This is a genomic window from Streptomyces canus, from assembly GCF_030815415.1.
Taxonomy (GTDB): Bacteria; Actinomycetota; Actinomycetes; order Streptomycetales; family Streptomycetaceae; genus Streptomyces; species Streptomyces canus_F.
On sequence record NZ_JAUSWW010000001.1, the window covers coordinates 2875456 to 2900362 of the forward strand.

Genomic DNA, 24907 nt, shown 5'->3' on the forward strand with positions numbered 1-24907 from the left:
CCTGCACCGGCCAATTCTTACGCCAAGTCACCCGTTCGGCCCAACAGCGACACGGACCGCGACAGACCCGCCCCCTCACATCGCGCCACGAACGGCTGTGTGTCCGACGTAACTCCTCATGATCAAGCCATGTGACATCGGCGTAATGGGCGATTCGTACGCTCTGGGGGCAAGAACCGACCGCGGAAAGGGCCCCGTGTGACCCCCACCACTCCCACGTCCCAGGTGCGCTCGGTCTGCTCCTACTGCGGAGTGGGCTGCGGCATCCTGCTGGACGTCGGCATGGGGCCCGACGGGCGGCGTACGGTCCTGAAGGCCACCGGTGACAAAGCGCACCCGGCGAACGCGGGGCGGCTGTGCACCAAGGGCGCCACCACGGCCGAGATGCTCTCCGCGCCCGGGAGGCTGACCACGGCGCTGGTCCGGGACGACCGCGGTGCGGAGCCGGTCCCGGCGCCCATGGCCGACGCCATAGCCGAGACCGCGCGGCGGCTGCGCGCGATCATCGACGAGCACGGCCCGGACTCGGTCGCCTTCTATGTGTCCGGGCAGATGAGCCTGGAGGCCCAGTACCTCACCAACAAGCTCGCCAAGGGCTTCGTCCGCACCAATCAGATCGAGTCGAACTCCCGGCTGTGCATGGCCAGCGCCGGGGCCGGTTACAAGCTGTCGCTGGGCGCCGACGGGCCGCCCGGCTCGTACGAGGACTTCGACCGGGCCGATGCCTTCCTCGTCATCGGGTCGAACATGGCCGACTGCCATCCGATCCTCTTCCTGCGGATGATGGAGCGGGTCAAGGCGGGCGCGAAGCTGATCGTCGTCGATCCGCGGCGCACCGCGACGGCCGCCAAAGCCGATCTGTTTCTGCAGCTCAAGCCGGGTACCGACCTCGCGCTGCTGAATGGTCTGCTGCACCTTCTGGTCGAGGAGGGGCACACCGACCCCGAGTTCGTCGCCGCCCACACCGAGGGCTGGGAGGCGATGCCGGAGTTCCTCGCCGACTACGCGCCCGACGTCGTCGCCGAGATCACGGGACTGGACGAGGACGACCTTCGCGAGGCCGCCCGGCTCATTGGCTCGGCCAGTGAGTGGATGAGCCTGTGGACCATGGGCCTCAACCAGTCCACGCACGGCACCTGGAACACCAACGCCCTGGTCAACCTGCATCTGGCGACCGGCGCCATCTGCCGTCCCGGCAGCGGCCCCTTCTCCCTCACCGGCCAGCCGAACGCCATGGGCGGGCGCGAGATGGGGTACATGGGGCCCGGTCTCCCCGGTCAGCGGTCCGTCCTCGTCGACTCCGAGAGGGAGTTCGTCGAGGAGCTCTGGGAGCTGCCCGCGGGCACCGTCCGCAAGGACGGCGTCGGCAAGGGCACCGTCGAGATGTTCCAGAAGATGGCCGACGGCGAGATCAAGGCCTGCTGGATCATCTGCACCAACCCGGTCGCCTCGGTCGCCAACCGCCGTACCGTCATCGAGGGCCTGGAGGCCGCCGAGTTCGTCGTCACCCAGGACGTGTTCGGGGAGACGGAGACCAATGCCTACGCCGATGTCGTGCTCCCCGGGGCGATGTGGACCGAGGGCGAGGGCGTCTTCGTCAACAGCGAGCGCAACCTCACCCTGACCCAGCCGGTCGCCGATCCGCCGGGCGAGGCGATGGCGGACTGGCGGATCATCGCGGCGGTCGCGCGGGAGCTGGGGTACGCGAAGGGGTTCTCGTACGACAGCGCCGAGCAGGTCTTCGAGGAGATCCGGCGGGCCTGGAACCCCGTCACGGGGTGGGACCTGCGCGGGGTGACCTACGAGCGGCTGCGGGAGACCCCCGTGCAGTGGCCGGCCGCCGAGGGCGGGCCCGCCCGCAATCCGATCCGGTACGTCAGCGGCGACGAGCTGCGCTTTCCCACCGCGAGCGGCCGGGCCGTCTTCCACGCGCGGCCGCACATACCGGCCGCGGAGATGCCGGACGACGACTTCCCCTTCGTGCTGAACACGGGGCGGGTGCAGCACCAGTGGCACACGCTGACCAAGACCGGCAGGGTCGCCAAGCTCAACAAGCTGAACCCCGGGCCGTTCGTGGAACTGCACCCCGAGGACGCCGGCGCGCTGGGGATCGCCGAGGGCGACCGGGTGGAGGTGGCCTCGCGGCGCGGGCGGGCGGTGCTGCCCGCGGTGGTGACGGACCGGGTGCGGCCGGGGTGCTGTTTCGCACCGTTCCACTGGAACGACCTCTTCGGCGAGTATCTGAGCGTCAACGCCGTGACCAGCGACGCGGTGGACCCGATCTCCTTCCAGCCGGAGTTCAAGGTGTGCGCGGTGTCGCTGACCCGGGTCTCCGCCGCTCCCGCGCCCGCGCCGGTGCCCGCACCCGCGGTCATCGTCCCCACCTCCGTCACCCCCGGCGCCGACCCCTTCGGCCTCGCCCCCGCCCCGCCGCCCGTCCTGACCGCCCAGGAGCGCCTGTACCTGACCGGCTTCCTCGCGGGCATCGACTCCGGCGCCCCCGGCGTCCCGGTGCTGCCGCCGGACGCGCCGTTCAGCCCCGAGCACGCGCTGTGGGTCAACGGCGTGCTGGCCGGCATGTACTCGCGGACGGCCCAGGCGCCCCGCACGCAGCCCGGCCGTGAGGTGGTCGTGCTGTGGGCCTCGCAGACCGGGAACGCGGAGGAGTTCGCCGGTGCCGTCGCCGACCGGCTCTCCGCCAGCGGACACCGCCCCCTGCTGGTCGGCATGGACGACACCGACCCCGGCGCGCTGCCCCGGGGCGCCGACCTGCTGCTGGTCACCAGCACCTTCGGTGACGGCGACGCGCCCGACAACGGCTCCGGCTTCTGGGACCGGCTCGCCGCCGAGCAGGCTCCGCGTCTGGACGGGGTCCGCTACTCCGTCCTGGCCTTCGGCGACTCCTCGTACGACGACTTCTGCGGCCACGGGCGACGGCTCGACGACCGCCTCGACGAACTGGGCGGGGTGCGGCTGGCGCCGCGTACCGACTGCGAGCCGGACTTCGAGCCGTCCGCGGATGCCTGGCTGGACGAGGTGCTCTCCGCGCTGGGCAGCGAGACCGGTACCCCGCCCACCGCCACCACCGAGGCGCCGAAGAGGCCCGCCCGCTCCCCCAGGCCCGCCGCCACCACCGCCCGCCTCGTCGGCAACCGGCTGCTCAGCCTGCCCGGCGCGGGCAAGGAGGTCCGGCGGTTCACCTTCGACACGAGCGGGACCCCGCTGACGTACGAGGCGGGGGACGCGCTCGGCGTGCGGCCGGTCAACTCGACCGCCCTGGTGGAGGAGTGGCTGGCGGTCACCGGCGTCGACGGATCAACCCCCGTGGAACTGGACGGGGTCGGCGAGGTTCCCTTCGCCGAGGCCCTGCAGCGGCACCTCGACATCACCCGTATCACCCCCGACTTCCTCCGCTTCGTCGGTGAACGCGTCCGTGACGGGCGGGAGTTGAAGAAGCTCCTGCGGCCCGACAACAAGGACGGGCTGGCGCAGTGGAGTTGGGGACGGCAGGCGGTGGACGTGCTCGCCGAGCATCCGGTGCGGGCGGACGCGCGGGACTGGGCGGGCGTCCTCAAGAAGCTTCAGCCGCGCCTGTACTCCATATCCTCCAGTCCCCTCGTCGACGCGAACCTGGTCTCGCTGACGGTGTCCGTCGTGCGGTACGAGAACCTGCACGGCACACCGCGCGGCGGGGTCTGCTCGCCGTTCCTCGCGGACGCCGACGCGGGCACCGAGGTGCCGGTCTTCGTCCAGGCCTCCCCGCACTTCAGGCCGCCCGCCGACCCGGCGACGCCGATGGTGATGGTCGGTCCCGGCACGGGGGTCGCGCCCTTCGTGGGCTTCCTCCAGGAGCGGCGCGCGCTCGGGCACCGGGCGCCCAACTGGTTGTTCTTCGGGGAGCAGCACCGGGCCAGCGACTTCTACTACGAGGAGGAGCTGACCGAGCTGCTCGACGAGGGGACCCTGGCCCGTCTCGACACCGCCTTCTCCCGCGACCAGCGCCGGAAGGTCTACGTCCAGGACCGGATGCGCGAGCACGGCCCCGAGCTGTGGCGCTGGCTCCAGGACGGTGCCCATTTCTATGTGTGTGGGGACGCCTCCCGGATGGCCAAGGACGTGGACCGGGCACTGAAGGACATCGCGGTCGCGCACGGCGGGCTGGGCGAGCAGGAGGCGGCGGCGTACGTGAAGCAGTTGGCCGCGGCGAAAAGGTACGTGCGGGACGTCTACTGACAAACCTCGCTTTCTTACCTCTCTCCTACCGGACTCTTCACCTCCCCCACCACCTCGCTCACCGGGCGCGATTACGGTCCGGTGCCGTGCACTTGGCAGAACTGAAGCCGGTGACACCCGGCCGGCGCACGCAGTCGGCGGTGTCCTCCCCCGGTCCGGAAACACCCGCGCAGTGGCATCGCGTCCTGACGCTGCTCGCTGACATCAGCCTCCTCATCGGGACACGCGCGGTGTGGACACAGGCGGCCTCGCACCAGGTCGCCGTGGCCGCGGTCATCTCGGTCTGCTACGCCTCGATCCTGGTGTGCGGGGTGCTGGCGCTGGTGGTGCGCCGGACCCGTTCGCTGGCCCGCGTCGACCTGTGCGTGCTGGTGACGGCCGTGACCCTGACGCTGTGCGCCTGGTCGGTGCTCCACCAGGGCAGCGACGAGGCGCTCCTGACCACGCAGGCCGCCCGGGAACTGGTCGCGGGGCACCCCGTCTACGGCCGGTCGTGGCCCTGGCTCTTCGGTCACGGCGTCGCCCTGACCCCCACGGTGACCGGCGGCTACGACTTCACCTACGGCTATCCCCCGCTCGCCCCGCTGCTGACCGCGCCGCTGCTGTGGCTGGGCCACGGCGGCGCCCCGGCGACGGCGGTGAGCACGGTTGCGCTGGTCGTCGGCGCGGTGGTGCTGTGGCGGATGCTGCCGGTGCCGTGGCGACCGGCGGCGACCATGGTGTGCCTGGGCTTCGCGATGCTGCCGCAGTACGGCCGGCTCGGCTATCCCGCGATCCTCGCGCTCGCCCTGCTGGTGCCGGTGGTGGTGCGCTGGCCGCGGATCGGGCAGAGCGGGCGGCTGGGCGCCGCCGGGGTGGCGCGGGCCGTGTGCCTGGGGGCGGCGTGTGCGGCGCAGCAACTGCCGTGGTTCCTGGCGCCGTTCCTGCTGGCCGGGATCTACGCGGTGCGCCGCGGGGAGCTGGGCGGCCGGGCCGCGGCGCTGGTGGTGCTGCGGGTCGTCGGGGTCGCCGCCACCGTGTGGCTGCTGATCGACACGTACTTCCTCGTGAGCGAGCCGGGCCCCTGGCTCACCGGTGTCGCCCTGCCGCTGACCCAGGGCGCGGTGCTGCACGGTCAGGGCCTGGTGGACGTGTCCGCGTATCTCACGGGCGGCAGCGACCGGCTGGACTGGTACGGGCACGCGAGCATGCTGCTGGCGGCGGGTCTGCTGGTGCTGTTCGTGCTGTTCGTACGGCGGTTGGGGCCCGCTGCGACCGTGCTGCCGTGGTGTGCCTTCTTCCTGGCGACGCGTTCGCAGGACGGCTATTACCTGATGATGACGCCGCTGTGGCTGGCGGCGGCCGTCACCGCGCCCGCGTCGGAGTTCGCGGGCGCCTGGCAGCCGGGGCCGCGGCTGGGCTCCCGTGCGGCGCGGATCGCGGTGGCCCTGCTCGTCCTGTCGCCGGCTCTGCTCAGCGCGGCCCTGGCGGTGACGGGCACACCGCCGCTGCGGATGCAGGTCACCGGGTTGCAGCGGGCCAGGCCTGCCGACGGCTCACGGCTGACGATCCGGGTCGCCAACACGGCCGACAGCGCCCTCGTGCCCCACTTCATGCTGACCGTGGGACAGGGCATGAGCCGGTACTGGACGGTCGTCCGGGGGCCGGCGACGCTGCCCGCCCACGCCACGGCGCGCTATGAACTCCGGCCGCCCGCCGGGGGGTACGGGCTGCCCCGCGCGGGCGCGCGGATCCGGTTGCGGGCCTTCACCGCCGCACCTCAGACGCTGTCGAGCGTGTACGTCAGGCTGCCGTCCGGATGAAGCGGAGGGTGGTGGTGACCGTGGTGAGGCGGGCGATCATGCCGAGCTGGTTCCAGCCCATCCCGAACTGGTTGCGGTCCACGGAGAATTCGGCGTCCAGGGTGAGGGCGTCGGCGTCCGCGCCGGTGAGGCGGGCGGTGAAGGTCTGGGGGCGGCTGATGCCGCGCGCGGTGAGCCGGCCGACGACGTGGACCTTGTCGCCGTCGCGGAGTTCAGCGCTGCGGACCGCGAAGGTGAGCTCGGGGTGGTTGTCGGCGTCGAAGAAGTCGGGGCCCTTCAGGTGGGTGTCGCGCTTGGGGTTCTTGGTGTCCAGGGACGCGACGGTGAGAGTCAGGGTGCCGACGGCGGATCCGTCGGGGCGGACCTCGCCCTGGCCGGTGACGGCGGTGAAGGCGCCCTTCACGGTGACGAGCCCCCAGATCGACTTGTGCTTGATCGCGACGGTCGAGGCGGCGGTGTCGAGCTGCCACAGGCCGGTTTCCACGGCGACGGTCATGACGGGGTCTCCTTCGTGCTGATGCTCATGTCCAGAGGTCATCCAAATTTGAATGACCTCACGCTAGCGGGTCATCCAAATATGAACAACCCTTCCGAGTCATCTGATCCAAAATTGGACAACAGGTAGACTGGGTGTCATGGCCGATCACTCCGACTGCCCCTCCACCGCAGGTGACGGGCTCCTGCCCGCAGAGCTGCACGCCTGGATGCTGATGCTGGCCGCGACCGGAGCCGTCGAGCAGGAGCTGCGCTCCGTGGTCAAGGAGCGGCTGGACGTCTCGCACGACGAGTTCCTGGTCCTGTGCCTGCTGGCCGGGAACCCCTCGGAAGGTCTGCGCATGACGCGGATCGCCGAACTCCTCGGCCGCCCCAAGACCCGCCTCACCTACCAGATCGCCTGTCTCCAGCACGCCGGCCTCGTCACCCGCCAATCGGTCTGCGGCGACAAGCGCGGCATCGAGGTCGTCCTCACCGAGAAGGCGCGGGGCCTGCTGAAGGATGCCTCGGGGGTCCTGGCACAGACGGTCAAGGAGGCGCTGGCCCGCATCATGGGACCCACCCAGCGCCAGGCCATGGGCGCGCTGGTGCCCGACTTCGCCGAGGACTCGGCCCCGGAGTAGTCGCGGGCGCGGGGCCTGTTCGCGGATCACGAGACGGGGTCCGTCGAGGACTTCCGCTCCCGCGCCTGCCAGGACCGATGACCACCGTCCGCTGATTGCCCCGTACCGCGCCGGGTACCCGTTGCGCACCTTGTCGCGGGCCGCAGCCGAGGAGGGGATCATGGGCGGGACGGAGCTGCCCGCTCCCGTCGTACGACGAGGGGCGAGGGTCGACGCGAGGTCCCTGGAGGCCGCCCTGCGCGACCGTGTCGACGGCGAGGTCCGCTTCGACGACGGGAGCCGGGCCGCCTACTCCACCGATGCCTCCAACTTCCGGCAGACGCCGATCGGGGTGGTCGTGCCGCACACACCCGAGGCGGCGGTGGAGGCGGTCGCCGTCGCCCGGGAGCACGACGCGCCCGTGCTGTCGCGGGGCGGGGGGACCAGTCTGGCCGGGCAGTGCACCAACACGGCCGTGGTGATCGACTGGTCCAAGTACGGCAACAAGCTGGAGTCCGTGGACACCGAAGCCCGTACCTGTGTCGTCCAGCCCGGCATCGTCCTCGACGAGCTCAATCGGCAACTCGCCCCGACCGGACTGCGTTTCGGACCCGAGCCCGCGACCCACGCCAACTGCACGATCGGCGGCATGATCGGCAACAACTCCTGCGGCGCCACGGCACAGGCGTACGGCAAGGTCGTCGACGGCGTCGCCCGTCTGGAGGTGCTGCTCTACGACGGCACCCGGTTCTGGTGCGGCAGGACGAATGACGAGGAGTACGCCGAGATCGAGCGGCAAGGTGATCTGCGGGCCGCGGTACACCGGCAACTGCGTGCCCTGCGCGACGCCCACGCCGACGAGATCCGCCGCCGCTACCCCGACATCCCGCGCCGCGTCTCCGGCTACAACCTCGACTCCCTGCTCCCCGAGCACGGCTTCGACGTCGCCGGGCTCCTCGTCGGCAGCGAGTCGACGCTCGTCACCGTCCTGCGGGCGGAACTGAAACTGGTGCCGGTGGTGAAGGAACGCGCGCTGGTGGTCCTGGGGTTCCCCGGTATCGACCGGGCCGCCGACGCCGTGCCGGAGATCCTGCCGTACGAGCCGATCGCCCTGGAGGGCCTCGACTCCTACCTCCTGCACGACGAGCAGCTCAAGCACCTCAACCCGGAGGCACGCGCCCAACTCCCCGAAGGGGACGCCTACTTGATGGTGCAGTTCGGCGGTGACACCGTCGAGGACGCGGACGAGCGGGCGCACCGGATGCTGGACGCCCTCCATGAGTCCGAGCACGACCCGGAGGTCGCCTTCCTCGACGAACCCGCGCACCAGGAGGAGTTGTGGCAGGTGCGGGAGGCCGGGCTCGGGGCCACCGCCCATGTGCCCGACCGGCCGGACACCTTCGAGGGCTGGGAGGACTCGGCGGTGCCGCCCGAGCGGCTCGGTGACTACTTGCGCCGACTGCGGGGCCTGTACGAGGAGTTCGGCTACCAGAGCGACACGGGGCCGAGCCTGTACGGCCACTTCGGGCAGGGGTGCGTGCACACCCGGATCCCCTTCGACCTGTACTCCACCGACGGGGTCGCCGCCTACCGGCGGTTCATGGAACGCGCCGCCGACCTCGTCGTCGAGTTCGGCGGCTCCTTCTCCGGCGAACACGGGGACGGACAGAGCCGGGGCGAACTGCTCCCCAGGATGTTCGGGGAGCAACTGGTGGAGGCCTTCGGGCAGTTGAAGGCGGTCTTCGATCCGCTCGACCGGATGAACCCCGGGAAGGTCGTGGCCCCGTACCGGCTCGACGAGAACCTGCGCCTCGGCGGCGACTGGACCCCGTACGACCCCCACGACCTGCACTTCGGCTTCCCGGAGGACGGCGGCTCCTTCGCCGCGGCCGCCAACCGGTGCGTGGGCGTGGGCAAATGCCGCCAGCTCGAGACCAAGGGCTCCGTGATGTGCCCGTCGTACCAGGTCACCCGGGAGGAGGAGCACTCCACGCGCGGACGGGCCCGGCTGCTGTTCGAGATGCTCGACGGGCACGGCGACAGCGCGATCCAGGACGGCTGGCGCTCCGAGGCGGTACGGGACGCGCTCGACCTGTGCCTGGCCTGCAAGGGGTGCAAGAAGGACTGCCCGGCCGACGTCGACATGGCCACCTACAAGGCGGAGTTCCTGTCCCACCACTACGAGGGCCGCTGGTGGCGCAGGCCGCGCGCGCATCTGTCCATGGGCTGGCTGCCCCTCCTCGCCCAGACCGTCGGCCGCGCCCGGCTCGGACCGGTCGTCAACGCCCTCACCCACACGCCGCCGCTGTCACGGGCGGCCGTCGCCGTCGCGGGCGTGGAGAACCGGGAGGTGCCGCTGTTCGCCGGGCGGACGCTGCAGCAGTGGTTCGCGGGGCATGAGCCGTACGGCGACGGGGCGCGCGGCAGCGTCCTGCTCTGGCCGGACACCTTCACCAACCACTTCCACCCGCACGTCGGCCGGGCGGCCGTGCGGGTGCTGGAGCACGCGGGCTGGCGCGTCGAACTGCCCGAAGAGCCGCTGTGCTGCGGGCTGACCTGGCTCTCCACGGGACAACTCGGCGTCGCCGAGCGGGTGTTGGGCCGTACCGTGCGCCGGCTGGCCGGGCATCTGCGCGACGGCGGCGTCGTGGTCGGCCTGGAACCGAGCTGCACGGCCGTGTTCCGCTCGGACGCGGGCGACCTGTTCCCCGGCGACCCGGACGTACGGCGACTGCGCGCACAGACCGTCACCCTCGCCGAGCTGCTCACCGCGCACTCCCCCGGCTACGAGCCGCCCCAGGTGCCGGACCGCTCCGCGCGGGCGCTCGCCCAGGTGCACTGCCACCAGCACGCGGTCCTGGGCTGGGACGCCGACCGCGAGCTGCTGAGCCGCGCCGGGGTCGACGCCGAGCGGCTGGACTCCGGCTGCTGCGGACTCGCCGGGAACTTCGGCTTCGAGCCGGGCCATCTCGACGTCAGCGAGGCATGCGCGGAGCGGGTACTGCTGCCCCGGCTGCGGGAAGCGGACGCGGGCACGGCGGTACTGGCGGACGGGTTCAGCTGCCGCACACAGATCCACGAGTTCGACAGCGGGGGCCATGAGGCGGTCCATCTGGCGGAGCTGCTGTCCTGCGGGCTGCCCGGTGCGGACGGCAGCGCGTACGGGGTCGCCCCCGGCGCCCGGCCGACGGCCCCAGGACGCCGGGCGCAGGGCATCGCGCTCGCGGGCGTCGGGCTGGCCGCGGCAGGGGCGGCGGGACTCGTGCGCCGGTCGCGACGCTGAGGCCCGCCTTCACGCCCCGTGAGGGACCGGTCCGGAAGGTGAACGCACGGCGACACGACATGGCACAGAGTTGGAACGAATCCATTTCTTGAACCATTCGTGTTTGTGGGGGTAGGTTGGCCCCCATGACTTCACCGCAGCCTCCGACCACCGCAGGGGATCTGCGGGGGGCCGGCCTGCGGGTGACGGCCGCCCGCGTCGCGCTTCTGGAGACCGTCCGCGCCGGTGACCACCTCGGGGTCGACGCCCTCACCTCCGGGGTCCGGGACCGGGTCGGCCACGTATCAGTACAAGCCGTCTACGACGCCCTCCACGCGCTCACCGCGGCAGGACTCGTCCGCCGTATCGAGCCACCGGGCAGTCCCGCCCGGTACGAGGGCCGGGTCGGCGACAACCACCACCACCTGGTCTGCCGGGAGTGCGCGGCCGTCGTCGACGTCGACTGCGCGGTCGGGCACGCGCCCTGTCTGACCGCTTCGGACGACCGGGGCTTCGCCATCGACGAGGCCGAGGTCATCTATTGGGGCCTGTGCCCCTCCTGTTCCACCGCCCGCAAGGCTTGAGCACCAAACCCCGGAAGGAATTACCCCTCATGTCCGAGAACAGCGCCGCTGAAGGTAAATGCCCGGTCGCGCACGAGCGCGCCGCACACCCCACCCAGGGCGGCGGAAACCGTCAGTGGTGGCCGGAGCGGCTCAACCTGAAGATCCTCGCGAAGGACCCGGTCGTCGCGAACCCGCTCGGTGGGGAGTTCGACTACGCCCAGGCGTTCGGCAACCTCGACCTGGCGGCCGTCAAGCAGGACATCGCCGAGGTCCTGACCACCTCGCAGGACTGGTGGCCGGCGGACTTCGGCAACTACGGCCCGCTGATGGTCCGGATGGCGTGGCACAGCGCCGGCACCTACCGCATCAGCGACGGACGCGGCGGTGGCGGCCGTGGCCAGCAGCGCTTCGCGCCGCTGAACAGCTGGCCGGACAACGGCAACCTGGACAAGGCCCGCCGGCTGCTGTGGCCGGTCAAGAAGAAGTACGGCCAGTCCATCTCCTGGGCCGACCTCATGATCCTCACGGGCAACGTGGCGCTGGAGACGATGGGCTTCGAGACCTTCGGCTTCGCCGGCGGCCGCGCCGACGTCTGGGAGGCCGACGAGGACGTGTACTGGGGTCCCGAGACCACCTGGCTCGACGACCAGCGCTACACCGGCGACCGTGAGCTGGAGAGCCCGCTCGGCGCCGTCCAGATGGGCCTCATCTACGTCAACCCGGAGGGCCCCAACGGCAACCCGGACCCGCTCGCCGCGGCCCGCGACATCCGCGAGACGTTCCGCCGTATGGCGATGAACGACGAGGAGACCGTCGCCCTCATCGCCGGTGGTCACACCTTCGGCAAGACCCACGGCGCCGGCCCGGCGGACAACGTCGGCGCCGACCCCGAGGCCGCCCCGATCGAGGCCCAGGGCCTCGGCTGGGCCAGCACCTACGGCACCGGCAAGGCCGGCGACGCCATCACCTCCGGGCTCGAGGTCACCTGGACCACCAAGCCCACCCAGTGGAGCAACGACTTCTTCGACATCCTCTTCGGCTACGAGTGGGAGCTGACCCAGTCCCCCGCCGGCGCCAACCAGTGGGTGGCCAAGGACGCCGAGGCGATCATCCCCGACGCGCACGACCCGTCGAAGAAGCGTCTGCCCACGATGCTCACCACCGACCTCTCGCTGCGCTTCGACCCGATCTACGGCGAGATCTCGAAGCGCTTCCACGAGAACCCGGACCAGTTCGCGGACGCCTTCGCCCGCGCCTGGTACAAGCTGACCCACCGTGACCTGGGCCCGAAGTCCCTGTACCTCGGCCCGGAGGTCCCGGAGGAGACCCTGCTGTGGCAGGACCCGCTGCCGCAGGCCGAGGGCGAGACCATCGACGCCGCCGACGTCACGGCCCTCAAGTCCAAGCTCCTCGACTCGGGTCTGACCGTCTCGCAGCTGGTGTCGACCGCGTGGGCGTCCGCGTCCACCTTCCGCAGCAGCGACAAGCGCGGCGGTGCCAACGGTGCCCGCATCCGTCTGCAGCCGCAGGCCGGCTGGGAGGTCAACCAGCCCGACGAGCTGGCCCAGGTCCTGCGGGTCCTGGAGGGCGTCCAGTCCGAGTTCAACGCGGGCTCCGGCGCCAAGAAGGTCTCCCTGGCCGACCTGATCGTCCTCGGCGGTGCCGCCGCGGTCGAGAAGGCCGCCAGGGACGCCGGCCACGCCGTCGAGGTGCCCTTCACCCCGGGCCGTGTCGACGCGACCGAGGAGCACACGGACGCCGAGTCGTTCGCCGCCCTCGAGCCGACCGCGGACGGCTTCCGCAACTACCAGGGCAAGGGCAACCGCCTCCCGGCCGAGTACCTGCTGCTCGACAAGGCGAACCTGCTCGGCCTGAGCGCCCCCGAGCTGACCGTCCTCGTCGGCGGTCTGCGCGTCCTGGGCGCCAACCACGGCGGGACGTCCCTCGGTGTCCTCACCGAGACCCCCGGTGTCCTCAGCAACGACTTCTTCGTCAACCTGCTCGACCTGGGCATCGAGTGGAAGTCGACCTCCGAGGACCAGAACCACTTCGAGGCCCGTGACGCCTCGGGCGCGGTCAAGTGGACCGGTACGCGTGCCGACCTCGTCTTCGGCTCGAACTCCGAGCTCCGCGCGGTCGCCGAGGTCTACGCGAGCGACGACGCGAAGGAGAAGTTCGTGAAGGACTTCGTCGCGGCGTGGGTCAAGGTGTCGAACGCGGACCGCTTCGACCTGGTCTGAGCCCGGTCCGAGCCTGATCCGATCACCGGGACGCCCCGGCCGGCCCTCACGGGTCGGCCGGGGCGTTCCCCGTTTCTCCGCGGGTGATCTGCGTCCTCGTACCATTTGAGTCCGAACGATCAAAGGAGCGAGGAGGAGGCCTTCGTCGCCTCCCGCCTCACCGGCGAGGAACGCCGCCTGGAACTCCTCGACGGCGCGGACCCGGCACCGAGGCGGAGCGGACGGCGAGCGAAAGGCTGAGCCACTGCGCCACCCAGCCTCTCCGCCACCTCACGCCGCCGTGTACCCCAACTGCCGCCGCATATAAGGCGTCATCAGCGTCTTCGCCTTCGCCAGCACCGACGTCCGTCCTCCCAGCACCGCGCTCTCCCCGCCCGGCACCGGCAGCAGGGTCATGCCGTCGGCCGCGCCGAAGGGGACGATGAGGGGGGTGCGGTGGAGAGGCCGGTAGAAGCGGGGTTCCTTGCGGTGCTTGCCGCTCTGGAGGTGGGCGCGGATGTTGTGGAACGCCAGGTCGGCCTGGGCCAGCGCGGCGGGGGTGATCTTCAGCTCCGTGGCGTCGTTGACGTCACCGACCGCGAAGACGTCCGGGCGCCCGTCGACCCGGAGCGTGCGGTCGACCTTGACGTGTCCGGAGTGGTTCAGCCAGTCGCCGTGGCCGCCCAGTCGTAGCCAGAGCGTGTTGGGGGTGGTGCCGGTGGCCCAGAAGGAGAGGTCGGCCTCCATGACGTTGCCGTGCGCGTCGCGATAGGTGCCGAAGTCGAAGCCGGGCGACATGAAGGAGTTCAGCCGCACGTCCACGTCGTGCGCCTCCAGCCAGGCCAGCGCCTTGCGCCCGGCGCGCTCACTGCCCGTGCCGTGCAGCAGCGCCGACCCGGAGTGGGCCAGCGTGACGCGGGCGTCCGGCCGGGCCAGCCGTATCTCCGCGCTGAGCTCCACGCCGGAGGGCCCGCCGCCGACCACGAGGACGTGCCCGGCACGGGCGACCGCCTGCTGGTGCCCGGCGAAGGCCTTCACCGCCTCGTCCGGGGTGGTGCCGTTGAAGCGGGCCGGTTCGGGATAGTCGGCGCCGGTGGCGATCACCACCACGTCGTACGGCAGCCGCTCCCCCGTCGCCAGGACGACCTGCCGGGCCTCCGTGTCGATGCGCAGCGCCTTGCCCAGCACGACCTGGCCGCCGTTCAGCAGCCGGTCGTACGGGATGAACGGCGTCACCGACCACTCCGGCCGGATCCCGGCGCGCAGTGAGGCGATGCGGTGGAAGAAGACCTCCTTGCGGTCCACCAGCGTGACCCGCGCCGTGACGTCCAGCTTTTTCGCCAGGCGGACTCCCGCGTAGCCGCCGCCGATCACCACTACGTCGCCGTCGCTCACACGACTCTCCTGTGTCCGTGGGGGGAAGTGAGCAGCGCGGCGCGTGGGCTCCGTCGCCCCCACTCAACTGGCGATGAGCCTATCGCTTGAACTTTAAAGCTAACGAGTGAGGTGTGTGTGCGTTCCGTGAAGCGACGCGCTACCGCAGCGCCGCGACGAACTTCCCCAAGCGGGCGATTCCTTCGCGCAGTTCCCCGGCGGAGGCCGCGTACGACAGGCGTACGTGCGTCTCCGCCGTGCCCACCCCGAAGTCCCGGCCCGGGGTGAGCGCGACATGCACCTCCTGGAGGGCCCGGGCACAGAACTCCCACGAGGTGAGCCCGGTGCCGCTGACGTCGAAGTAGACGTAGAACGCCCCGTCGGGCGGCACGGGCACCGGCAGTCCGAGCTGTGCCAGGCCGTCGAGGACGAGCGCGCGCCGGCGTCCGAACTCGGCGCGCCGCTCCTCGCAGACGGCGAGGGAGTCAGGGGTGAAGCAGGCCAGGGCGGCGTGCTGGGCGGGGGTCGAGGCGCACAGGAAGTAGTTCTGGGCCAGGCGTTCCAGCGCCGGTACGAGGATCTCCGGGACGACGCACCAGCCGAGCCGCCAGCCGGTCATGCCGAAGTACTTCGAGAAGCTGTTGATGACGACGGCGTCGGGGTCGTACGACAGCGCGCTGCGCGGCGGCCGGTCCTGGTCGTCGTGGTCGCCGAGGTCGAGATAGATCTCGTCGACGATCCGCCACGCGTCCCGCTCCCGGGCGAGGTCGCACAGTGCGGCCAGTTCCCCCTCCGGGACCGAGGTGCCGGTCGGGTTGGAGGGGGTGGCGACCATGATCCCGCGCGTGCCGTCCGTCCAGTGCGACCGCACGGAGTCCGCGTCCAGCTGGAAGCGGGAGGCCGCGCTGGTCGGGACGAGCGTGACCCGGGCGCCGAAGCTCTCCATGATCTGCCGGTTGCAGGGGTAGGACGGGTCGCCGATGAGCACCTCGTCCCCGGCGTCGACGAGCGCGGCCGCACCCAGCACCAGGGCGGCGGAGGCCCCGGCGGTCACGACGACACGGCCCGGGTCGACGTCGACGCCGTGCCGCTCCCCGTAGAACCCCGCGATCGCCTGCCGCAGGGACGGCATCCCGAGGGCCTCGGTGTAGCTCATGGGCCGCCCGTCCATGGCCGTCCGCATCGCCTCGACGACGGCCGGGGGCGCGCCGAAGTCGGGCTCCCCGAGGCTGAGCTTGACGACGTGGTGGCCCTGGGCCTCCAGGGCGGCGGCATGCTTGCCGAACTCCATGGCGTAGAACGGGGCGACGGACTGGGCCCGCTGCGAGATCCGCATGCGGCGACCTCCGGCTCGACGAGGGACGGAACGCCCTCGACCCTAAGCGGTCACGAAAGGGGCGGGCCCGCGGGCCCGCCCCTTCACTGCCGTGCGACCGTCGGGCCCGGTGCTCAGGCCTTGGCGTACTCCCAGCCACCGCAGCTGTACGGGGTGCCGTCGGAGCCTTCCTGGAGACAGGCGCGGATCTGGAGGGTGGTGCCCTCGGCGAAGGACAGGTCCCAGTCGTGGGCGACGGCGTAGCCGGAGCCGTTGTAGTACGAGTGGGTGGCGGAGCTGGAGTTGTACCGCCACTGGGCGGCGGTGCCGTGGCCGTCCTTCGCCATGTCGAGGGCGGTGAGGATCTCACCGTCGGCGGCGAAGTACGTCTTCGCGGTCACCTGGGAGGAGATGATGGAGTTGGAGGCCTCGTAGACCTCGCCGGCGGCCTGGGCCGGGGCGATGCCGAGGGCGAGCGCCGATGCGGAGGCCGCGGCGATCCCGAGAACGGTCGTCAGTCGGCGATGGGACGTGCGCAAGACAGTGTTCCTCTCTTCGAACAACTGGTCGTGCCCGAACCTACCTGAGAACAAAGGAAGTTGATCCTGAATTTCCGTGGCACCGGGCTATGCGCCGGGCAGCGACGCCGCGAGGTGCTCCCACGCCGTGTGCACCTGCTCCCCCACGATCCCGAGCTGGGTGACGACCGCGGCGCAGCGGCCGTCGGCGTCGTCGAGTTCGAGGGCCGAGGTCGGGCCGTGGGCCGCCGTGGAGCGGACGAGCCGGCAGGCCCGGACGCCCGCCAGGTCGATCTCCACCGAGCTCTGCGCGATCGCCGCGAACACCCGCCCGCCGGTGGTCCGGTCGGTGACGTGGACCCGGCCGCCGCATGCCTGCATGGCCGAGGGGGCGAACACCGCGACGCCGATCGGCAGCCCGACGGAGCAGACGTGGTCGAGGACCGCGGGCACGACATCGACGTCGATGTCCCGGTGCTCGCCCCGGTAGCGGTCGAACGCCGCACGACGGGCGAGCCCGCCGTCCGCGAGGATCGCGTCGAGCTGGGCGAGCTGGTCGCCGTTCTCCCACGCCGGTACGTCGCGGACCGGGGAAGGCGTCGCGGCCGTCGACCCGGCGTGGACCGTGGGGGCGAGCCCGGCCAGCAGCCGGTCCCCGTCGGAGAGCAGCCGCCCCTCGTGCACGATCCGGCCCTCCGCGTCGAGCAGGCGCACGGCGACCGAGCCCTCGTCCCGCGCGACGACGGCCGTGTCGACCCCGTCCGCGTCGAGACGCAGCGCGATCTCGCCCGGGTGCACGGCGAACGCGTCGCCGCGCAGGCTCGGGACGGCGTAGCTGCCGGCCTGGTCGATGCGCGCGACCGGTCCCCCGGTGACGGCCTGGACGTACTGGAAGAGGGTCAGGCAGCGCGCCAGTTCCGGCATGCGTGGGTCGATCAGCCGCGCGCCGGCGTTCCGCCGGGGGCAGCAGCCCTCGAACGCGCAACCGTGCTGGTCCGTCATGCTCAGTACACGTCCCGTACGTAGCGCTTGGCCCGGCGCAGATCCGCGAGGTACTCCGCGGCGTCGTCGTCCCCGCGTCCGCGCTGCTCGGCGATGACGCCGAGCAGGGCCGTCTCCACGTCCTTCGCCATGCGGGAGGCGTCGCCGCAGACGTAGAGGTGCGCGCCCTCCTCCAGCCACGCGTAGAGCTCCCGTGACCGCTCCCGCATCCGCGTCTGTACGTAGATCTTCTCGGCCTGGTCGCGCGAGAAGGCGAGGTCGAGTTCGGTGAGCACGCCGCGCGTTCGGAGCTCGGTCAGCTCGTCCTCGTACACGTAGTCGGTCTCGCGGTGCTGGTCTCCGAAGAACAGCCAGTTCCGTCCGGAGGCGCCGCGCGCGGCCCGCTCGTGCAGGAAACCGCGGAAGGGGGCGATGCCGGTGCCGGGGCCGATCATGACCATCGGGGCGTCGTCGTCGGCCGGGACGCTGAAGGAGGCGTTCGGCTGGAGATAGATGCCTACCGGGGATTCACCGACCCGGTCCGCCAGGTACGTCGACGTGACACCCTCGTACCTGCCGTACCGCACCGACGCCACCGTGAGGTGGACGCTGCCCGGGTGGGCTAGCGGGCTCGACGAGATCGAGTACTGGCGTGCCTGCAACGGCCGCAGGAACGGCAGCAGTTCGGCGAGACCGGGTGCGGCCGGACCGGCGTCCCGGAGCAGGTCGAGCACGTCCCGGCCCCAGAGCCAGGAGTCGAGGTCGGACCGGTCGCCGTGGGCGACGACCGAGGCCAGCTCGCTCGCGGGCGCCCGCTCGACGAGGTCGGCGATCAACTCCTTGGAGGGGGTGCGGATCTCGCGTTCGGTGCGCAGGAGTGCGGCGCTCTCCCGGTCGCCGCTCGCGCCCAGGTGCTCCAGCAGCGCTTCGACCAGTGCGGCGTCGTTCACCGGTACGACGGCCAGCGCGTCGCCCGCCTCGTACGTGATGCCGCTGTCGCCGAGGTCAAACTCGTAGTGGCGGATCTCCTTCGCGCTGTGCGGGGCGGACAGGAGCCGGTTGGTGGCGAGCCGGGACGGGTAGGGGGTGCGCTTGTTCCACTGGGAGCGGGGCTTCTTCGGTGCCTCCGCGGCGCCCGTGCCCTCCGCGGCGCCCGTGCCCTTCGCGCCGGTCTCGGCGGCGACCAGGTCCAGGACCGCGGTCGTCCACTCCCCCGCGGGCTCCTCGAAGTCCACGTCGCAGTCCACGCGTTCGTGCAGCCGGGTCGCCCCGAGCTGCTCCAGACGTGTGTCGATGAGCTTGGCGGCCTGGCAGAAGTCGTCGTAGCCGCGGTCGCCGAGCCCGAGGACCGAGTAGCGCACGCCTTCGAGGCGCGGGGCCGTGTCGGACTGGAGCGCCTCCCAGAACAGCCCGGCGTTGTCGGGCATCTCGCCCTCGCCGTACGTCGAGGTGACGACGATGACGTGGGACATCGCGGCGAGCGCCTCGGGGGTGACGTCGTCGAGGGCGGTGGCCCGGCCGCCGAGTCCGCGGGCGCGGGCACCGGCGACGATGTCGTCGGCCACGAGTTCGGCGTTGCCGGTCTGGGTGCCGATCAGCACGTCGACGGTCGCCGCGGGCGCGTCGGCGCCGGCGCTGTCCCGGCGTCCGGCGGCCGCGATGCCGGCGATGAACCCGGCCAGCCAGGACTCCTGCTGGGCGGAGAAGGGCGCGTCGGCCGGGATGAGGGATCCGGTCGGGGGCATGACGGTCATGCGGTCACCGCCTCGGTCGGGGCCTGCGGGGCGCGGCGGGAGGCGATGTCCTCCAGCGCGGCGTTCGCGAGCAGTTCGTCGAACCGGGCGGCACGGACGCGACCGGCGTTCTTGGTGGTCTGGTGGATGATCCAGCCGTAGGTGCCGGGGGCGTCCACGCTGAGGTTGTTGCGCTGCTTGAGCGCGCGCTTGTAGTCGTCGAGGCGCTTGATCGCGATGAGGGTGGCGAGTTCGCCGTCGTCGAAGCGGTCGAGCGTGCCGCGCAGGTACTTCACCACGCGCTGCTTGACGAAGAAGTCCTCGGTGAGCACGAGGTTGCGCACGGCTTCGGCGATGCGCGGGTCCTCCGGGCCGCTCGCGCCCGGCACTCGCTGGAGCGCGAGGTCCTGCGCGACGCCGAGCACCGTGTACGAGGACAGCAGCGAGAACATGTCGTCGCTGCCCTGGTCGCCGAAGGCCGGGGCCCGGCCGTCGAGGACGGTGCGGCGGTCGCGGTAGTCGACCTTGAACGCGCGGAGCTTGTCGGTGGCGATGGAGGTCGCCAGTTCGTCGAGGAGCTGGGACCGGGTCGCCGCGGCGAGGATCTCCGTGGAGTCCTGGTAGAGCAGCAGCGCGCGGGGCATCCCGCAGTACATGTGCTGCCGCTCGGTGTCCCAGTCGTGCAGGAGCCGGGCCGCCAGCTCGGAGCCGGTGGCCTCGACATGCCAGGCCAGCAGCAGTCGTACGGCCTCCTCGTGGAAGGCACCGCGCGCGGTGTCCGTCACCGGGAACACCAGCAGCGAGTCGGCGCTCACCCGTCCGGCCAGCTCGCCCGAGGGGTCGTACTGGTACAGGAACCCGCCGCTCATGCCGTTGCCGAGGCCCTTGCCGAAACCGCCGAGGTTGAGCACGGTGCCGCCGGTCATGTATTCGCAGCCGAAGTCACCGACACCCTCGACGACCGCGGTCGCGCCGGAGTTGCGCACGGCGAACCGGTCACCGGCCTCGCCCTGCACGAACGTCCGCCCGCCGGTCGCGCCGAACAGCGCGAAGTTGCCGATGAGCACGTTGCCGCCGCGTTCGGCGCTGCCGCCGCCGGGAGCCCGGACGATGATCCGGCCGCCGCTCTGGCTCTTGCCGACGCCGTCGTTGGCGGTACCGGTGTGTTCGAGGGTGATGCCGTCGTTGCAGAACACGCCGTACGACTGACCCGCGGACCCCGTGGTGCGGATGCGGACCGCGTCGTCGACGAGACGGCGGCGGCCGCGGTCGTCGGTGGTGACGGCGGGGCCATCGGAGGCGCTCTCATGGTTGAGCAGCCGCTCGATGTCGATGCTCAGCTGTCCGCCCACCGACTTGTCGCTGTTGCCGAGGCGGATGCCCTCGACGAGCAGGGACGGCTCGCGCCGGTCGAGGAGCGCCGTCCGCACGCGCTCGATGAGGGCGTCGTCGGTGGTGAAGTCCTTCTCCAGGTACTCCGGGTCCGCCACGACCTTCTCGGGCACGCTCGCCAGCAAGCGGCGCACGTCGAGACGTCCGACGCTCGCGGGGTGGTCCAGCAGCTGGAGCAGGTCCGTGCGGCCCCGGGCCTCGCGCAGCGACCGCAGGCCGAGGCGGGCGAGGATCTGCCGTACGTCGTGGGCGATGTTGAGCAGGTACTGGGCGAGCGCGCGCGGGTCGCCCTCGAAGACCTCGGGGTTCGTGGTGAGTCCGGCGGGACACTTCACATTGCAGTTCTTCGCCATGACACAGCCGAGCATCATCAGCGCGGTCGTACCGAACTCGAAGCTGTCGGCGCCGAGGAGGGCCGAGGTGACGACGTCGCCGCCGGTCTGGTGCGCGCCGGAGCAGCGCAGGACGACCTTCTGCCGGAGCCCGTTCGCGACGAGCGCCTGGTGCACCTCGGCGACGCCGATCTCCGCCGAACGGCCCGCGTACTTGAGGCTGGTGACGGCCGCGGCGCCGGTACCGCCGGTGTTCCCGGCGACGTTGATGACGTCCGCTCCGGCCTTGGCGACACCGACCGCGATGGTGCCGATGCCCTCCGAGGACACCAGCTTGACGATGACCCGGACCCGGGCCGCCTTGCAGTCGTGGATGAGCTGCGCGAGGTCCTCGATGGAGTACGTGTCGTGGTGCGGGGGCGGGGAGATCAGCTCGATGCCGGGGGTGCCGCCGCGCGCGGCCGCGATGTCGACGGTGACCTTCGGTGCGGGCAGCTGGCCGCCCTCGCCGGGCTTCGCGCCCTGTCCGATCTTGATCTCCAGCTCTTCGAGCATCGGGTCGGCGAGATAGCCCGCCCAGATGCCGAACCGGCCGGAGGCGAACTGCTTGATCCGGGACCCTCGGATGGTGCCGTACCGGGTGTGGTGCTCGCCGCCCTCACCGCTGTTCGACATGCCGCCGACCATGTTCGTGCCGTGCGCGACGGCTTCGTGCGCGGTGGCCACGAGCGCGCCGTGGCTCATGGCGCCGGAGGCGAGCGACCGGGTGATCTCGTGCGCGGGCTGGACCTCGTCGAGCGGGACGCCGGCGGGGGCGCTGTCGCTGTCGAGGAGGGCCAGGAGACGGGCTTCGGTACCGGCGGGGGTGAGGTCGATGCCATCGGCGCCCACGGCGAGGATCTCGGCCTCGCCCAGGCGCGCGAGCGCTTCGGCGAGGGCGGTGTGGCGGTCCAGGTCCGGTGCGGCGAGGCGCAGTCGGAAGGTGCCCTGTTCCGTGCGGGACACGGCGACACCCCGGACCGTGACGCTCGCGTTCCCGTCCGTCGAGAACCGGCCCAGCTCCCGGGCGAAGTCCTCGGCCGTACGCAGTCCGGTGACGTCGGCGGGCAGTGCGAGCACGTCCCGCAGCGCGGCCGGGCGGCGCGAGCGCTCCTCGTGCGTGGTCCGCAGGAACGCGCGGTACCCGGGGGTGATCCGGAACGCGTCGATCTCGGCGTCGCTGAGCGCGTCGTACCCGGTGTTGCGGTACGCGGCGTCGGTGATGCCGAACGCGTCGTCGAGCTGGCCGAGCGTGAGCAGCCGGAGCGCGTCGGAGTCCTCGGGCTTCCCGAACTCCGGCCGCTCCTCGACCATGTCGCCGAAGCCGCGCACGGCCGTGACACCGAAGGAGTGCCCGGCGCCGTCCGAGCGCTCCTTGAACAGCCCGAGCAGCGGGATCTGCTGCTCACCCTGGACCGTACGGGCCCGCTCGTGCCAGTCCGTGGCCGCCTGCGCGATCCGGGCGAACCCGACACCGCCGACCGGGGCGTCCATGTGCGGGAACGTCCGGGCGAAGACGTCGTCGCGGGTATCGAGGTAGTTCGGTTCGAAGAACTCGCCGCCGATGTAGCTCTCGGCGGTGCACAGGCCGACCCGGCCCATGGTCTTGGCGAGGGACTTCTCGGCGGCCTTGCGGAACTTCGCCAGCGCCCGGTCGGTCGCGGTGATCTCACCGGCGGGGGCGGGTGCGCTCGGGAACTTCTCCTCGGCGCGCAGCCGTGCGCTGAGGCTGTAGACGGCGGAGGCGCCGAAGCCGAGCGCGGTCGCCACGTGGTGCGAGGAGGCCAGCTGGCCGCTCTCCGCGACGAGCGAGACGCGCAGCCGCAGCCCGGTCTCGATGAGCCGCTGGTTGACGGCGGCGACGGCGAGGATGACCGGCAGCGGCGCCCGCGCCGAGGAGACCGCACGGTCGGTGAGGAGCGCGATGCCGCCCTGCTCGGACGCGAACCGCTCGACGTCGTCGCAGAGTTGCCCGAGCGCGGTGCGCAGGGCGTCGGCGTTGGCGGGCTCGTCCCCGGCCACCGGCTCGTAGAGCATGGCGAACCGCTTCAGCGGCACGATGCGCTGGTCCCGCAGCCGGACCATGTCGAGGTGCCCGAGCACGGGCGAGGACACGACGAGCTGGCGGCCGCCGCTGTGCGGGGTCCCGTCGGGCTTGGGGCCGAGCGCGACCCGCATGCTCATGCCGTCGGCCTCGCGGATGCTGTCCAGCGGCGGGTTGGTCACCTGGGCGAAGCGCTGCGAGAAGTACTTCGCCATGCCGCCCTCGGTGTCGCTGAGCGCGTTGATGGCGTTGCCGTAGCCCATCGCCGAGATCCGCTCCGACCCGTCGGCGAGCATCGGGTCGAGCATGAACCGGAAGCTCTCCTGGTTCAGCGAGTACGCCACGTACCGCCCGGCGAGGGTGAGGTCGCCGTCGTAGCCGAGTGTCGTGGTGCCGCGGTAGTAGTCGGGGGCGGCCAAGTCGTCGAGGTTCACCCGGGCGGAGGTGAGCAGTTCGCTGTACGGGCGGCGCGCGGCGAGGGCGTCCAGCACCTCGCGGGTGCGCAGCCGGCGGCCGGTGCGGTGGTCGACGACGAGCATGCCGCCGGCCTCGATACGGCCCCGGTGCACGACCTCGTCGTCGGGGAAGGCGACCTGACCGGCCTCCGAGGCCACCATCAGGTACTCGGCGGTCTCCACGGTGCGCAGCGGGCGCAGGCCGAGCCGGTCCAGGCGGGCGCCGACGACGTCGCCGTCGCTGAAGATGAGGGCGGCGGGGCCGTCGTTCTTCTCCTCGTACAGGGAGAAGTACTCCAGCATGTCCCTGGTGGCCGCGGGCAGCGTGCGGTCGTTCTCCCAGGCGGGCGGCATGAGGGACACGACCGCCTCGACGAGGTCCAGGCCATCGTCGAACACGCGGCTCTGGAGGGTCTGGTCGAGCCGGCTGGAGTCGGACTGCCCCGGCGGGCGCACGATGCTCCGGGTCCGGGCCCGCGCGAGGGCCTCGTCGCTGAGGCGGTTCTTGCGGTCGGTGTTGAGCTCGCCGTTGTGCGCCATGAGCCGGAACGGCTGGGCCATGGTCGGGTGCGGCTCGGTGTTGGTGGAGAACCGGGTGTGGAAGTAGAGCGAGCGCACGGAGTGCCGGGGGTCGACGAGGTCGCGGAAGTACCCGATGACCTCTCCGGAGTTGAGCCGTCCCTTGAGCACCTGGGTGCGGGCGCTGAGCGACAGCACGTACAGCCCCGCGTACGTCGCCTCGTCGGCGTAGGCCACGGCCTCCACGGCGAGCAGGGCACGGTTGGCGGCCGAGTCGGTGTCGCCGCGCTCCCAGCTCTCGGGCGCCCGGAACACCCACTGCACGATGGGCAGTTGGTACTGCTCGGCGGCGGGGCAGGCGACGGTGTGGTCGACGGGCACGTCGCGGACGAGGAGTACGTCGAAGCCCTGCTCGGCGATGCTCCGGCCCACGAGGTCGATCGCGGCGGCCCGGCGTTCGCCGTCGGCCGGCACGAAGCAGTTGGCGACGCCGAAGTGCCCGGCGCGCAGTTCCTCGCCGGTGATCGCGCCGAAGAACTCCGCCGACAGGTCCACGTTCACGCCCGCGCCGTCCCCGACGCCCTCGGCGGACTTGCCGCCGCGGTGCGGGATGGCGCGGAGCGCTTCTTCGCCCTTGCGGATGACGTCGTGGCTCGGTGTCCCGTCGAGGCGGGTGATGAAGCCGACGCCGCAGTCGCTGTGGTCGAGGGCAGGGTCGTAGAGACCGAAGGTGCTGTGATTCAAGGGGGCGTCCTGGGAGCAGCGAGTTCCGGCATCGGACGGCCAGGCTGCGTCGGTGAAGCGCTCGCCGCGGGCGGGGCCGGTGTTCCGGCCAGGGCCCTGAGTGGTGCGATTGTGAACGGTAAGGCTTACCTAAATTCTGCGCAAGTGTGCATCCTGCACATATGTCGGAGCCTCGTCCCCCGATCGTATGCGAAACACCCCCGAACCCGCCGAGGCGTCCGCAGGCTGGTCCTCGACGCGTGGCAGGCGCGAGTTCTCGGGCGCCGTCCGCGCGCTTCACGG

General features: G+C 71.7%; 13 protein-coding genes. 6 read left to right on the forward strand and 7 right to left on the reverse strand.

What is annotated here, in order from left to right:
• The first annotated feature begins 198 nt into the window (after positions 1-198).
• On the forward strand, positions 199-4233 hold the full coding sequence (locus QF037_RS13240; protein ID WP_307024866.1) for a bifunctional nitrate reductase/sulfite reductase flavoprotein subunit alpha: 4035 nt from the start codon (positions 199-201) through the stop codon (positions 4231-4233).
• Between the two features lie 110 nt (positions 4234-4343).
• Positions 4344-6035 (forward strand): hypothetical protein, encoded by a 1692-nt coding sequence (locus tag QF037_RS13245; RefSeq protein ID WP_307037147.1) that lies wholly within the window; start codon positions 4344-4346, stop codon positions 6033-6035.
• Here QF037_RS13245 and QF037_RS13250 read toward each other — a convergent pair.
• Positions 6016-6531: a YceI family protein gene (locus tag QF037_RS13250; RefSeq protein WP_307024868.1), complete on the reverse strand. Its 516-nt coding sequence runs from the start codon at positions 6529-6531 to the stop codon at positions 6016-6018. The genes QF037_RS13245 and QF037_RS13250 overlap by 20 nt on opposite strands.
• A 139-nt stretch (positions 6532-6670) precedes the next feature.
• On the opposite strand from QF037_RS13250, the gene QF037_RS13255 reads away from it, so the two are divergent.
• The 4 genes from QF037_RS13255 (at position 6671) to katG (ending at position 13200) form a co-directional block, all read left to right on the forward strand.
• Entirely contained in the window at positions 6671-7153 is a 483-nt protein-coding gene (locus QF037_RS13255) for a MarR family winged helix-turn-helix transcriptional regulator (protein WP_307024870.1), read from the forward strand.
• Positions 7154-7313: 160 nt separating this feature from the next.
• The gene (locus tag QF037_RS13260; protein WP_307024871.1) at positions 7314-10415 is read left to right on the forward strand and encodes an FAD-binding and (Fe-S)-binding domain-containing protein; all 3102 of its coding nucleotides are present in this window, start codon (positions 7314-7316) and stop codon (positions 10413-10415) included.
• A gap of 125 nt (positions 10416-10540) precedes the next feature.
• Positions 10541-10978, forward strand: a complete 438-nt coding sequence (locus QF037_RS13265; RefSeq protein WP_307024873.1) for a Fur family transcriptional regulator — start codon at positions 10541-10543, stop codon at positions 10976-10978.
• A 29-nt stretch (positions 10979-11007) separates the two neighbouring features.
• Complete coding sequence (gene katG / locus QF037_RS13270) at positions 11008-13200, forward strand: catalase/peroxidase HPI (RefSeq protein ID WP_307024875.1); 2193 nt, start codon at positions 11008-11010, stop codon at positions 13198-13200.
• A 270-nt stretch (positions 13201-13470) separates the two neighbouring features.
• On the opposite strand, the gene QF037_RS13275 is transcribed toward katG, so the two are convergent.
• The 6 genes from QF037_RS13275 to QF037_RS13300 all read right to left on the reverse strand — a co-directional run bounded on the left by QF037_RS13275 (position 13471) and on the right by QF037_RS13300 (position 24625).
• Positions 13471-14574: an NAD(P)/FAD-dependent oxidoreductase gene (locus QF037_RS13275; protein WP_307024877.1), complete on the reverse strand. Its 1104-nt coding sequence runs from the start codon at positions 14572-14574 to the stop codon at positions 13471-13473.
• 139 nt (positions 14575-14713) lie between these two features.
• A complete protein-coding gene (locus QF037_RS13280; protein WP_307024879.1) occupies positions 14714-15889 on the reverse strand; it encodes a pyridoxal phosphate-dependent aminotransferase in 1176 nt (391 codons plus the stop codon).
• Between the two features lie 113 nt (positions 15890-16002).
• Entirely contained in the window at positions 16003-16407 is a 405-nt protein-coding gene (locus QF037_RS13285; RefSeq protein WP_307024880.1) for a hypothetical protein, read from the reverse strand.
• A gap of 87 nt (positions 16408-16494) precedes the next feature.
• On the reverse strand, positions 16495-17388 hold the full coding sequence (locus QF037_RS13290) for a hypothetical protein (RefSeq protein WP_307024883.1): 894 nt from the start codon (positions 17386-17388) through the stop codon (positions 16495-16497).
• Positions 17389-17390: 2 nt separating this feature from the next.
• Positions 17391-19121, reverse strand: a complete 1731-nt coding sequence (locus QF037_RS13295) for a diflavin oxidoreductase (protein ID WP_307024885.1) — start codon at positions 19119-19121, stop codon at positions 17391-17393.
• A complete protein-coding gene (locus QF037_RS13300; protein ID WP_307024887.1) occupies positions 19118-24625 on the reverse strand; it encodes a glutamate synthase-related protein in 5508 nt (1835 codons plus the stop codon). Before QF037_RS13300 ends, QF037_RS13295 begins: the two co-directional genes overlap by 4 nt.
• Positions 24626-24907: the final 282 nt, after the last annotated feature.

Bases quoted from the DNA above. Each gene is read 5' to 3' on its own strand.
- QF037_RS13250 (WP_307024868.1), bottom strand. From the start codon at position 6,531: ATGACCGTCGCCGTGGAAACCGGCCTGTGGCAGCTCGACACCGCCGCC.
- QF037_RS13255 (WP_307024870.1), top strand. From the start codon at position 6,671: ATGGCCGATCACTCCGACTGCCCCTCCACCGCAGGTGACGGGCTCCTG.
- QF037_RS13260 (WP_307024871.1), top strand. From the start codon at position 7,314: ATGGGCGGGACGGAGCTGCCCGCTCCCGTCGTACGACGAGGGGCGAGG.
- QF037_RS13265 (WP_307024873.1), top strand. From the start codon at position 10,541: ATGACTTCACCGCAGCCTCCGACCACCGCAGGGGATCTGCGGGGGGCC.
- katG (WP_307024875.1), top strand. From the start codon at position 11,008: ATGTCCGAGAACAGCGCCGCTGAAGGTAAATGCCCGGTCGCGCACGAG.
- QF037_RS13280 (WP_307024879.1), bottom strand. From the start codon at position 15,889: ATGCGGATCTCGCAGCGGGCCCAGTCCGTCGCCCCGTTCTACGCCATG.
- QF037_RS13290 (WP_307024883.1), bottom strand. From the start codon at position 17,388: ATGACGGACCAGCACGGTTGCGCGTTCGAGGGCTGCTGCCCCCGGCGG.
- QF037_RS13295 (WP_307024885.1), bottom strand. From the start codon at position 19,121: ATGACCGTCATGCCCCCGACCGGATCCCTCATCCCGGCCGACGCGCCC.